Source organism: Streptomyces carpinensis (genome assembly GCF_002154505.1).
In the GTDB taxonomy this organism is placed as follows: Bacteria; Actinomycetota; Actinomycetes; order Streptomycetales; family Streptomycetaceae; genus Streptomyces; species Streptomyces carpinensis.
Genome location: NZ_MUBM01000090.1, coordinates 1 through 10,782 on the forward strand (window position 1 = coordinate 1; position 10,782 = coordinate 10,782).

General features: G+C 71.3%; 13 protein-coding genes. 7 read left to right on the forward strand and 6 right to left on the reverse strand.

The genetic code is table 11. The annotated features are described in order from the left end of the window. Both BZY54_RS13580 and BZY54_RS13585 read right to left on the reverse strand, forming a co-directional pair. A partial coding sequence (locus BZY54_RS13580; protein ID WP_086725439.1) for an S-adenosylmethionine:tRNA ribosyltransferase-isomerase occupies positions 1-722 on the reverse strand: 722 nt, incomplete at its 3' end. Continuing rightward, on the reverse strand, positions 719-1,414 hold the full coding sequence (locus BZY54_RS13585; RefSeq protein WP_086725440.1) for an SDR family NAD(P)-dependent oxidoreductase: 696 nt from the start codon (positions 1,412-1,414) through the stop codon (positions 719-721). The genes BZY54_RS13585 and BZY54_RS13580, both read right to left, overlap by 4 nt. 270 nt (positions 1,415-1,684) lie before the next feature. On the opposite strand from BZY54_RS13585, the gene BZY54_RS13590 reads away from it, so the two are divergent. The 3 genes from BZY54_RS13590 to BZY54_RS13600 all read left to right on the forward strand — a co-directional run bounded on the left by BZY54_RS13590 (position 1,685) and on the right by BZY54_RS13600 (position 3,866). Further along, positions 1,685-2,830, forward strand: a complete 1,146-nt coding sequence (locus tag BZY54_RS13590; protein ID WP_086725441.1) for a GAF domain-containing sensor histidine kinase — start codon at positions 1,685-1,687, stop codon at positions 2,828-2,830. Further along, entirely contained in the window at positions 2,823-3,464 is a 642-nt protein-coding gene (locus BZY54_RS13595; protein ID WP_086725442.1) for a response regulator, read from the forward strand. Before BZY54_RS13590 ends, BZY54_RS13595 begins: the two co-directional genes overlap by 8 nt. Before the next feature lie 156 nt (positions 3,465-3,620). Beyond that, positions 3,621-3,866, forward strand: coding sequence for a chaplin (locus tag BZY54_RS13600; protein WP_086725443.1), 246 nt, complete (start codon positions 3,621-3,623; stop codon positions 3,864-3,866). 280 nt (positions 3,867-4,146) lie between these two features. Here the strand turns inward: BZY54_RS13600 and BZY54_RS13605 are convergent, their stop codons facing one another. Then, positions 4,147-4,935: a hypothetical protein gene (locus BZY54_RS13605; RefSeq protein ID WP_086725444.1), complete on the reverse strand. Its 789-nt coding sequence runs from the start codon at positions 4,933-4,935 to the stop codon at positions 4,147-4,149. 152 nt (positions 4,936-5,087) lie between these two features. Between BZY54_RS13605 and BZY54_RS13610 the strand changes: the two genes are divergently transcribed. From BZY54_RS13610 to BZY54_RS13620, 3 genes are all read left to right on the forward strand, one after another. Continuing rightward, a complete protein-coding gene (locus BZY54_RS13610; protein WP_086725445.1) occupies positions 5,088-5,885 on the forward strand; it encodes an ABC transporter ATP-binding protein in 798 nt (265 codons plus the stop codon). Between the two features lie 97 nt (positions 5,886-5,982). Beyond that, entirely contained in the window at positions 5,983-6,414 is a 432-nt protein-coding gene (locus BZY54_RS13615) for an NfeD family protein (RefSeq protein WP_086725446.1), read from the forward strand. Positions 6,415-6,531: 117 nt separating this feature from the next. Then, complete coding sequence (locus tag BZY54_RS13620; protein ID WP_086725447.1) at positions 6,532-7,488, forward strand: SPFH domain-containing protein; 957 nt, start codon at positions 6,532-6,534, stop codon at positions 7,486-7,488. A gap of 132 nt (positions 7,489-7,620) precedes the next feature. On the opposite strand, the gene BZY54_RS13625 is transcribed toward BZY54_RS13620, so the two are convergent. From BZY54_RS13625 to BZY54_RS13635, 3 genes are all read right to left on the reverse strand, one after another. Further along, positions 7,621-8,127: an HNH endonuclease gene (locus tag BZY54_RS13625; RefSeq protein WP_086725448.1), complete on the reverse strand. Its 507-nt coding sequence runs from the start codon at positions 8,125-8,127 to the stop codon at positions 7,621-7,623. A gap of 177 nt (positions 8,128-8,304) precedes the next feature. Further along, positions 8,305-8,844, reverse strand: a complete 540-nt coding sequence (locus BZY54_RS13630; protein ID WP_086725449.1) for a YbhB/YbcL family Raf kinase inhibitor-like protein — start codon at positions 8,842-8,844, stop codon at positions 8,305-8,307. Between the two features lie 62 nt (positions 8,845-8,906). Next, complete coding sequence (locus BZY54_RS13635; RefSeq protein ID WP_086725450.1) at positions 8,907-9,689, reverse strand: sporulation protein; 783 nt, start codon at positions 9,687-9,689, stop codon at positions 8,907-8,909. A 138-nt stretch (positions 9,690-9,827) separates the two neighbouring features. Here BZY54_RS13635 and BZY54_RS13640 point away from each other — a divergent pair, with 138 nt between their 5' ends. After that, complete coding sequence (locus BZY54_RS13640) at positions 9,828-10,478, forward strand: DNA-3-methyladenine glycosylase (RefSeq protein WP_086725451.1); 651 nt, start codon at positions 9,828-9,830, stop codon at positions 10,476-10,478. Positions 10,479-10,782 lie beyond the last annotated feature (304 nt).

Consider the following 10,782-nt stretch of genomic DNA (forward strand, 5'->3'; position numbering starts at 1 on the left):
GCCTCGGCCGAGGCCACACCCGTGTGCAAAGTGATCGGAGCGAACTGCACCCCGCGGCTCACCAGCTCCGCCACCAGCCGCGCCGTGAAGGGCCGCGCCGCGCTCGGCATCTCCGCGCTGCCCGCCCCGTCGGCGGACGGCACGGCGAACACCGTCTGGTACACGGACAGCGGCTGGTCCCGCTCCGTATAGGAGTAACGGATCGGCCGGCCGTGCTCCCGCAGCAACCCCGGCACCCTCGACGCCGACCCCGACCCCGTCACCCGCGCCCACCACAACCGCGCGCTCTGCGCGCTCAGCGGCTCCACCAGCACCAGCCGCACGCCCTCCGGCAGCACCACCTCTGTACCCGCGGGCGTACCCGCACGCGCGCGCGTGGTGCCCCGCCCGTCCGGATCCCGCACCTCCACCGCCCAGCGCCCGTCGTCCCCGCGCGTGGAGAAGTGCACCACCACGCGCGCGGTCCCGATCCGCCCGTCCACCGCCGCGGCCAGCGTGGGCGAGGTGTTCACCACGAGCAGGTCCCCGGCCCGCAGCAGCCCCGGCAACTCCCCGAAGGAGCGGTGCGACACCTCCGTGCCCCGCGACACCAGCAGCCGTACGGCATCCCGGTCCAGCCCGGGACCGCGCTGCTCCACCGGCAGCCGCGCCGACAGCTCCTCCGGGAGCCGTCCCCACTCTCGAACGGGCCGCAGCGGGGGGACCCCCGTCGCCCGGGTCACCGCGCCTCCGGGAGGGCGGGCGCGGCGTAGCGACCGCTGGGCGGGCGCTCGTCCAGCAGCCGCAGGAAGGCGGGCACCACACTCTCCGGCGACGGGCGCGGGCCCTCGTCGTCCGGTACGGCCGCCGCGTACAGGCCGGTGGCCATGTCCCCCGGGTCCACCGCCCACACCCGCAGCCCCTGCTCCTCCACGGCCAGCACCGCCGCCAGGTGGTCCAGCGCCGCCTTGGCCGCCCCGTAACCGCCCCAGGTCTCATACGCCTCGGCGGCCGCGTCCGAACTCAGTGTGATCACCGTGCCCGACGCCGACTTCCGCAGCAGCGGCAGCGCCTCCCGGACCAGTCCCAGCGCGGCCACCGTGTTCACCTCCAGCGCCAGGCGCAGCCCCTCCACCGGCAGCTCCGCCAGGCGCACCAGCGGCTCCGCGCCCAGCGCGCTCGCGTTGTGCACCAGCAGATCGACACCCCCGAGCCCGCGCGCCGCCGCCACCAGCTCCGCCCGGTGCCCGGCGTCCGTGACGTCCCCGGGCAGCGGCACCACCCGCGCTCCGGGCACGGAGACGGCCCGGGCGGCCTCCTGAAGGGCCCGTTCGCCCCTGGCGTCCAGCACCAGGTCCCAGCCGCGCCCGGCCAGGGCCCCGGCGAGCGCCCGTCCCAGCCCTTTGGAAGCCCCCGTGATGATCGCTACCGGCATGACACCCGTCCCCTTTTCATGACACCCGTCCCTTGTCCCCGGTCAGTCGTCGTGCGCCTCGTGATCGGCATGCCGTCACCGTAGGAACGCGGCACCGGCCCTCACCTCGGGCGCGAGTCCCGGACCGGCGCGGTACTTCGCCCTACGACAACGGGCCGGGGCCCCGGGTCGTAGGCCACCGGCCCGGTTCGCCGGACCTAGGACCGGCGTCCTAGGAGCGGCCGTCACAGGTCCGATCCGCCTGTCACACCCCGCCGGTACCGTGAGGGCATGAGTCAAGGTCCCCGGTCCGGCCTCTCCGCGGTGAGCTCCGCGCTGCTGGCCATGAGCAGGCACCTGGAGGTGCGTGACGTCCTGAAGACGATCGTCGCCTCGGCCCGCGAGCTGCTCGGCGCGCAGTACGCCGCCCTCGGCGTCCCGGACGACCACGGTGGCTTCGCACAGTTCGTGGTGGACGGGGTCAGCGACGAGCAGTGGCGCGCCATCGGCCCGCTCCCGCGCCAGCACGGCATCCTCGCCGCCATGCTCCACGAGGCCAGGGCCGAGCGTCTGGCCGACGTGCGCAAGGACCCGCGTTTCGAGGGCTGGCCGGCCGCCCACCCCGAGCTCTCCGACTTCCTGGGCCTGCCCATTCGCGACGGCGACGAGGTCATCGGGGCCCTGTTCCTCGCCAACAAGTGCTGTCCCAAGCCGGCGGGCGGCTGCGGTTTCACCGAGGAGGACGAGGAACTGCTCGCGATCCTCGCCCAGCACGCCGCGATCGCCCTCACCAACGCCCGCCTCTACGAGCGCAGCCGCGAGCTGACCATCGCCGAGGAACGCTCCCGCCTCGCCCACGAGCTGCACGACGCCGTCAGCCAGAAGCTGTTCTCCCTTCGCCTGACCGCCCAGGCCGCCGCCGCTCTCGTCGACCGGGACCCGGCGCGCGCCAAGGGCGAGTTGCAGCAGGTCGCCGCGCTCGCCGCCGAGGCAGTCGACGAACTGCGCGCCGCCGTCGTGGAGTTGCGCCCCGCGGCTCTCGACGAGGACGGCCTGGTCGCCACCCTGCGCACCCAGGTCCAGGTCCTCGACCGCGCCCACAGCGCACGCGTCACCTTCACCGCCCACGGCTTGCGCGCGCTGCCGGCCGCCCAGGAGGAGGCCATGCTCCGCGTCGCCCAGGAGGCTCTGCACAACGCGCTGCGCCACTCCGGTGCGGAGCACGTCGACGTCACCCTGGAGCGCCGCGGCCGCGGCGCCGTCCTGCGTGTCACCGACGACGGCAGGGGCTTCGACCCGAAGGCGGTCCGGCGCGCGGGCCGCCACCTGGGCCTGGTCTCCATGCGGGACCGGGCGAGTGGAGCCGGCGGCAGACTCACGGTGGAATCGGCGCCCGGCAAGGGCACCGCGATCGAGATGGAGGCCCCCGGTGGCTGACGCAATCAAGGTGCTGGTCGTCGACGACCACCAGGTGGTCCGCCGGGGCCTGCGCACCTTCCTCGAGGTGCAGGAGGACATAGAGGTCGTCGGCGAGGCCGCGGACGGCGCCGAGGGCGTCGCACGCGCCGAGGAACTACGGCCGGACGTCGTCCTCATGGACGTCAAGATGCCTGTCATGGACGGTGTCGAGGCACTGCGCCGGCTCCGCGAACTCGGCAACCCCGCACGCGTGCTGATCGTCACCAGCTTCACCGAGCAGCGCACGGTGGTCCCGGCCCTGCGCGCGGGCGCCGCCGGGTACGTCTACAAGGACGTGGACCCCGAGGCGCTCGCCGGGGCCATCCGCTCCGTGCACGCGGGCCACATCCTGCTCCAACCGGAGGTCGCGGGCGCGTTGCTGACCCAGGACGAGAACAACACCGGTCAGGGTAGGGGGAGTTCGCTCACCGACCGGGAGCGTGAGGTGCTCGGCCTGATAGCGGACGGCCGCTCCAACCGCGAGATCGCCCGCGCCCTGGTGCTCTCCGAGAAGACCGTCAAGACGCACGTGTCGAACATCCTGATGAAACTGGACCTGGCGGACCGCACGCAGGCCGCGCTGTGGGCCGTACGCAACGGTGTGACCGGCTGATCCGCGCCGCCCACGGCAATTCGGAGCGTTCCGCTCCGGGCTGAGATTCATACCGTCGTGGGAATGTCCCCCGGATGGCGGAACCTCGCCACGCCGCGGCCGTTCTCCAGTGCGTGCCGCGGCGACTGCCGCGGCTGTCGTCAGGAGGGCTCAGAAGTGAAGAACCTGAAGAAGGCAGCTGCCGTGACGTTGGTGGCGGGCGGGATCGTGGCCGCCGGCGCCGGAATGGCCTCCGCCGCCGACGGCGCCTGGGCCGGCGGCGCCGCCAAGGGCTCCCCGGGCGTCGTCTCGGGCAACGTCGTCCAGGCCCCGATCGACATCCCCGTCAACGCCGTCGGCAACAGCGTCAACGTCATCGGCGTCCTGAACCCGGCGTTCGGCAACCTCGGGTTCAACCACTGACCCAAGGCCCACCCACCGATGCCCACGGCCTCCCGGATCCTCCGGGAGGCCGATCGGTTGTGCGGCGAAGCCGCGGGGGCTTGGACCGCCGGCCGGTGAAAGCAGCCCGCCCGGCGCCCGCTGCTCGCAGAGCTCGCCGGAGTTCGAGGACGAGGCCGTCAAGGCCGATGGGGGCCTGGGGGCGCAGCCTCCGGGGCGCTCGCACCTACGCGGTGAAGAACGTCCGGCGGCGCACCCCCAGGGCGCTCGCACCCGACGTGATCCCGAACTCAAGCCACGTTCACCGCATCCTCTTCTCCCGCTCCTCCACAACGGAGTTGTACGCCGCCACCTGCGCCCGCCGAGCCGTCCGCTCCACCGGCCGCAGCGCGGCCACCCGCGCCGTCATCTCGGACGCGCTCACCGCACCCCCGTGCCCGTTCTCATGGGCCAGCGAGATCAACAGCCCCACCCGCTGCGCCAGCTCCAGCACCCGCACCGCCCGTGGCGGATACCCCGGCGCCAGCACCTCCCGCCCCCGCTCCGCCCGTGCCCGGTAGGCGTCGATCGCCGCCTCCGCCACCGGTCCCGACCCGGCGACGTCCAGCCGCGACAGCACCTCGGTCGCATCCCGCAGCGCCTCCGCCAGTTCCCGCTCGGCCTCGCCCAGCGACGGCACATCGGCCGGCGGTGCCTCCCGCACCGGCAGCACGTGCCACACCACCTCGACGTGTACGTCCCCCTCGGGGCCGGCCTCGTAGACCTCCGGCACCAGGCCGAACGCGGCGCCGTGACAGATCACCGCCTCCTGGGCGTCCATGGCCCGCGCGTTGAACTCCGGCGGCCCGCTCAACCCCAGCGGATGCCCCGGTGCGGGCAGCGCCACCCCCAGCGCGCCCACCCCGAGCGTCCGCAGCCGCCCCAGTGTGAGCGTCAGCCCGATGGGCCCGGACTCGCCGGGCAGCCCCTCCACCCGATGGACGGCATCCTCACCCACGATGGCGAGCACGGCGTCGTCCGGTGAGACAAGTCCGGCCAAAAGGGCATTTCCCCAAGCGGCGAGGCGTCCAGAGCGCGGTTCCGAAAGCATGCCTCCACCCTAAGGACCGGACCGATGGAACGGCCCGCCCATCTCGTGGCGTAGATTCGGTGGGGGCTGCGCCCACCGGCGCGGCGGACCGAGCCACAGGCGTACGCGACAGCCGAGACCGGCGGCACACTGCAAGGGGAGACAACGCGCTCATGAGCGATGTTCTGGAGCTTCAGGACGTATCCGTGGTCCGCGAGGGCCGGGCTCTGGTGGACCAGGTCTCCTGGTCGGTCAAGGAGGGCGAGCGCTGGGTCATCCTCGGCCCGAACGGAGCCGGCAAGACCACCCTCCTCAACGTCGCCTCCAGTTACCTCTACCCCAGCAAGGGCACCGCCACCATCCTCGGAGAGACCCTCGGCAAGCCCGGCACCGACGTCTTCGAGCTGCGCCCCCGCATCGGCGTGGCCGGCATCGCCCTGGCCGAGAAGCTGCCCAAGCGCCAGACCGTCCTGGAAACCGTGCTGACCGCCGCCTACGGCATGACCGCGCACTGGCACGAGGACTACGAGGACGTCGACGAGCAGCGCGCCCGCGCCTTCCTCGACCGCCTCGGCATGACCGAGTACCTCGACCGGAAGTTCGGCACCCTGTCCGAGGGCGAGCGCAAGCGCACCCTGATCGCCCGCGCCCTGATGACCGACCCCGAGCTGCTGCTCCTGGACGAGCCCGCCGCCGGCCTGGACCTCGGAGGCCGCGAGGACCTGGTCCGCCGCCTCGGCCGGCTCGCCCGCGACCCCATCGCGCCCTCGATGATCATGGTCACCCACCACGTCGAGGAGATCGCCCCCGGCTTCACCCACGTCCTGATGATCCGGCAGGGCAAGGTCCTCGCCGCGGGCCCCCTGGAACTCGAACTCACCTCCCGCAACCTCTCCCGCTGCTTCGGCCTCCCGCTCGTCGTCGAGCAGGTCGGCGACCGCTGGACCGCCCAGGGCCTTCCCCTCTCCTAGCTTCCGCCGCCGAAGTCCCGCCTCCCCGGCGGCGGCAGGAGCCGGCCGCCCCTTCGCGCCCTGTCCGCCGTAGGACCCGCGGCCCTACCATGACCATGTGAACGACATCGACGCGTGGGTGTGGTGGCTCGTCGGCGCCGCGGCGCTCGGTATCCCGCTCGTGGTGACCGCGATGCCGGAGTTCGGCATGCTCGCGGTCGGCGCCGTCGCCGCCGCGGTCGTCGCCGGCTTCGGCTTCGATCTCGTCGTCCAGGTGATCGCCTTCCTCGTCGTCTCCGTCGCCCTCATCGCCGTCGTCCGGCCCATCGCGACCAGGCACAGCAGACAGCGCCCCCAACTCGCCACCGGAATCGATGCGTTGAAGGGCAAGCAGGCCGTCGTGCTCGAACGCGTCGACGGCTCAGGCGGCCGGATCAAACTCGCCGGAGAGATCTGGTCGGCGCGCTCGCTCGACACCGGCCGCGCCTACGACGTGGGCGCGGAGGTCGACGTCGTGGACATCGAGGGGGCCACCGCCATCGTCATGTGACCTGGACCGAACGCCCCACGCGGCATGCGACGGTCTGTCAGACTCGACCAGCAAGATCTTCAACAGTCACAAGATCTTCCGAGAGCGCCGAGGCGGAGAAGGGTACGGGAAGCAACGATGGCACCGGTCATCATCGTCCTGATCGTTCTGGTGGTGTTGGTCTTCATCGCCCTGATCAAGACGATCCAAGTCATCCCGCAGGCCAGCGCCGCCATCGTGGAGCGCTTCGGCCGCTACACGCGGACGCTCAACGCGGGCCTCAACATCGTCGTCCCGTTCATCGACACCATCCGCAACCGCATCGACCTGCGCGAGCAGGTCGTGCCGTTCCCGCCGCAGCCGGTGATCACCCAGGACAACCTGGTCGTCAACATCGACACCGTCATCTACTACCAGGTGACCGACGCCCGGGCCGCCACCTACGAGGTCGCCAGCTACATCCAGGCCATCGAGCAGCTCACCGTCACCACCCTGCGCAACATCATCGGCGGCATGGACCTGGAGCGCACCCTCACCTCCCGCGAGGAGATCAACGCGGCCCTGCGCGGCGTCCTCGACGAGGCCACCGGCAAGTGGGGAATCCGCGTCAACCGCGTCGAGCTCAAGGCGATCGAGCCGCCGACCTCCATCCAGGACTCGATGGAGAAGCAGATGCGCGCCGACCGGGATAAGCGCGCCGCCATCCTCCAGGCCGAAGGTGTCCGGCAGTCCGAGATCCTGCGTGCCGAGGGTGAGAAGCAGTCCCAGATCCTGCGCGCCGAGGGTGAGGCCAAGGCCGCCGCCCTGCGCGCCGAGGGGGAGGCCCAGGCCGTCCGTACGGTCTTCGAGGCGATCCACGCCGGCGACCCGGACCAGAAGCTCCTGTCCTACCAGTACCTCCAGATGCTTCCGAAGATCGCCGAGGGCGACGCCAACAAGCTCTGGATCGTCCCCAGCGAGATCGGCGACGCCCTCAAGGGCCTGTCCGGCGCCATGGGCAACTTCGGTCCACTGGGCGGAGGTTCGGGCGGTGGCAACCCCACGAACACCGGTGGCTCGGGCGCGGAGCGCCGCGAGAAGCCGTCCATCGACTGACCCCGCACCGAAACGCACGCCGCCCGCACCCGGCCCAGGGGGACGGGGCCGTTCCGGCATGCCGCCACGTCGCGTGGGCGCGGCAAGCCACGTACCACCCGCAGCCGCAAGCCATCCTCGACCCGGCGGACGCTACGCGGCCTCCGGAGCCAGCCAGCCAGGCAGTGCTTCGAGGTCGTCCTGCCCGAGGGCGAGCAACATCGCGTCCGCCGGCGTCGGCTCGAAGGGCTCGCGCAGCAACGGCATCCCCGCCTGCTCGGGTGTCCGGTCCGCCTTGCGGTGGTTGTCCTCCGCGCACGAGGCCACCGTGTTCAGCCAGGTGTCCTGCCCGCCCTGCGACCGCGGCACCACGTGGTCCACGGTCGTCGCCCGCCGCCCGCAGTACGCGCACCGGTGCCGGTCCCGCACCAGCACACCCCGCCTCGACCAGGGCGCTTGTCTTCGGAACGGCACCCTCACGTACCTGCACAAGCGGATCACCCGGGGCGCGGGTATGTCCACCGCCGCTCCCCGCATGCGCAGCTCGGGGTGGGCCTGCTCGACGACGGCCTTGTCCTGGAGGACCAGAACGACGGCTCGGTTCAACGTCACCGTCGACAGTGGCTCGAAGCTCGCGTTCAGCACCAGCGTGTCCCGCATCCGGCCCACCTCCCGTGTGCACCTGCCCACCCCCTGGCGGGCTCGGATCAACTCTGGACGGGCGCGCCGCGATGGACAACGCAATAAAAATGCCCGCCTCCGATCACTTCCAAGACCGGAGGCGGGCAAACGTTCGGTGAACGCCGCACAGGACGGAGGACACGTCGGGGTGGTACGTCAGCCCTCGGCGGGGTTCTCGTACTCACCGATCAGCTGGGCGCGCGCCAGCGTGTGGAACCGCAGGTTGAAGCCCACCACCGCGGGCGAGGCGTCCGCGTCCGGACCGAGCTTCTCCTGGTCGACGGCGTACACCGTGAAGACGTACCGGTGCGGCCCGTCCCCGGGCGGCGGCGCGGCACCCCCGAAGTCCTTCGTCCCGTAGTCGTTGCGCGCGTGCAGGGCGCCCTCGGGCAGCCCCTCGAACTTGCCGCTGCCCGCACCCGCGGGCAGCTCCGTCACCGAGGCCGGGATGTCGAACAGCACCCAGTGCCAGAACCCGCTGCCCGTCGGCGCGTCTGGGTCGTAGCAGGTCACGGCGAAGCTCTTGGTCTCGGGCGGGAATCCCTCCCAGCGCAGCTGCGGCGAGGTGTTCCCCGCCGCGTGGACCTGAGCGTCCTTGAGCGTCGCACCCTCCTGGACGTCGTCGCTCGCGACCGTGAAGGACGGCACGGGCGGATGGAAGTCGTGGGGGAGCGGCCGCCTCTTGAGCTCGGTCACCTCGGCACCTCCTGATCGGTTACGGGTGATTCCTGAATCGACGGAATCATCGGTTCCCGAGCCTAGAACCAGTTGCGCTTGCTGCCGACCTCCGAGATCCACTGGTGCAGGTACGCCGCCCAGTCGGTCCCCTGGTAATCGTGCAGACCCACCTGGAAGGACCGGTAGGTGTCACTGCCCTCGCTGAACAGCCCCGGCTTCTTGTCCATCTCCAGCACCACGTCCATCGCGTGCTCGTCCGCGACGAAGCTCAGCTCGACCTGGTTCAGCCCCCGGTACTGCGACGGCGGGTAGAACTCGATCTCCTGGTAGAAGGGCAGCCGCTGCCGCGTCCCGCGGATGTGCCCGCGCTCCATGTCCGCGTCCTTGAACCGGAAGCCCAGCTGGATGAACGCGTCCAGGATCGCCTTCTGCGCCGGGAGCGGGTGCACGTTGATCGGGTCCAGGTCACCGGAGTCCACGGCACGCGCGATCGCCAGCTCCGTGGTCACACCGATGTGCATGCCCCGCAGCGCCTGCCCGTCGATCATCGTGACCGGCGTCTCCCAGGGGATCTCCAGGCCGAACGGCACCGTGTGCACCGCGCCCGCCTGCAGCTCGAAGGCGCCGCCGAGCCGGACCTTGGTGAACTCGACGTCCTGCTTGTACTCCTGGTCGCCGCTCTCGACCTCGACCTTCGCCTGGAGCCCGACCGACAGCCCCTCGATCTCCTGGTTCACGGAACCGCCCTGGATCCGCACCTCGCCCTGGACGACCCCGCCCGGCACGACGTTGACCTCGTGCAGCACCGTCTCCACCGACGCCCCACCGGCCCCGAGGCTCGCGAGCAGCTTCTTGAACGCCATGACTCTCCCTTTACGTGAGGATCCCTGATCCCTACATACGCGATCCGGCGACCACCGGTTCCGCGCTCACACCCTGGCAAGGGACGCCGGACCCCGACCACCCCTGGACGTCAGCCGGCTGGACTACGCTCGTAAGCCATGATCGCGCCCTCGGACCGTACGCCCCTGCCCAGAGAGTTCTTCGACCGCCCCGTCGTGGACGTCGCCCCCGACCTCCTGGGCCGCATTCTCATGCGCACGACCCCGGACGGCCCGATCGCCCTGCGCCTGACGGAGGTCGAGGCGTACGACGGCCCCAACGACCCCGGTTCGCACGCCTACCGTGGCCGCACGGCCCGCAACGAGGTGATGTTCGGTCCCCCCGGACATGTGTACGTCTACTTCACCTACGGCATGTGGCACTGCATGAACCTGGTCTGCGGACCGAAGGGCCGGGCGAGCGGGGTACTGCTGCGCGCCGGAGAGATCGTCGAGGGCGCCGAGCTGGCCCGCATCCGACGACTCTCGGCCCGCAACGACAAGGAACTGGCCAAAGGCCCGGCGCGTCTTGCCACCGCCCTGGACGTGGACCGGTCGCTCGACGGCACCGACGCCTGCGCGGCCGGCGACACCCCGATACGGATCCTGACCGGCACCCCCATCCCCTCCGACCAGGTATGCAACGGCCCGCGCACCGGAGTCGCCGGCGAGGGCGGCAACGGGGACGTCCACCCGTGGCGCTTCTGGGTCGCCGACGACCCGACGGTGAGCCCGTACCGGGCCCACACACCGAGGCGCCGCAGAAGTTGACTCGCACCCGGAAGGTGCGTAACGTAGCCCAAGCCGCTGAACCGGGTACGGCGATCGCCTGCAGCCGGAGCGGCCAACCCACTACTTACCGAGCACCCCTCTGCGGGGTCGTTTCTGGTGTGTTCGCACGCCCGAATTCGAACTCGCGGAACTCGATTATGAACCGAGGCGGGAATCGGCTAACGTAGTGAATGTCGAAAGGCCGACGGACGAAGTCCACAAAGCCCGAGACAGAAACTCCCGCCGACTGGGAATCGGATCGAAAAGGTCTGGTAGAGTCGGGACCGCCGGAAAGGGAAACGCG

Excerpts from the sequence above, each read along its gene's own strand:
- BZY54_RS13610 (WP_086725445.1), top strand. The coding sequence starts at position 5,088 with ATGAGCGATGTTCTGGAGCTTCAGGACGTATCCGTGGTCCGCGAGGGC.
- BZY54_RS13585 (WP_086725440.1), bottom strand. The coding sequence starts at position 1,414 with ATGCCGGTAGCGATCATCACGGGGGCTTCCAAAGGGCTGGGACGGGCG.
- BZY54_RS13640 (WP_086725451.1), top strand. The coding sequence starts at position 9,828 with ATGATCGCGCCCTCGGACCGTACGCCCCTGCCCAGAGAGTTCTTCGAC.
- BZY54_RS13620 (WP_086725447.1), top strand. The coding sequence starts at position 6,532 with ATGGCACCGGTCATCATCGTCCTGATCGTTCTGGTGGTGTTGGTCTTC.
- BZY54_RS13625 (WP_086725448.1), bottom strand. The coding sequence starts at position 8,127 with ATGCGGGACACGCTGGTGCTGAACGCGAGCTTCGAGCCACTGTCGACG.
- BZY54_RS13590 (WP_086725441.1), top strand. The coding sequence starts at position 1,685 with ATGAGTCAAGGTCCCCGGTCCGGCCTCTCCGCGGTGAGCTCCGCGCTG.
- BZY54_RS13605 (WP_086725444.1), bottom strand. The coding sequence starts at position 4,935 with ATGCTTTCGGAACCGCGCTCTGGACGCCTCGCCGCTTGGGGAAATGCC.
- BZY54_RS13635 (WP_086725450.1), bottom strand. The coding sequence starts at position 9,689 with ATGGCGTTCAAGAAGCTGCTCGCGAGCCTCGGGGCCGGTGGGGCGTCG.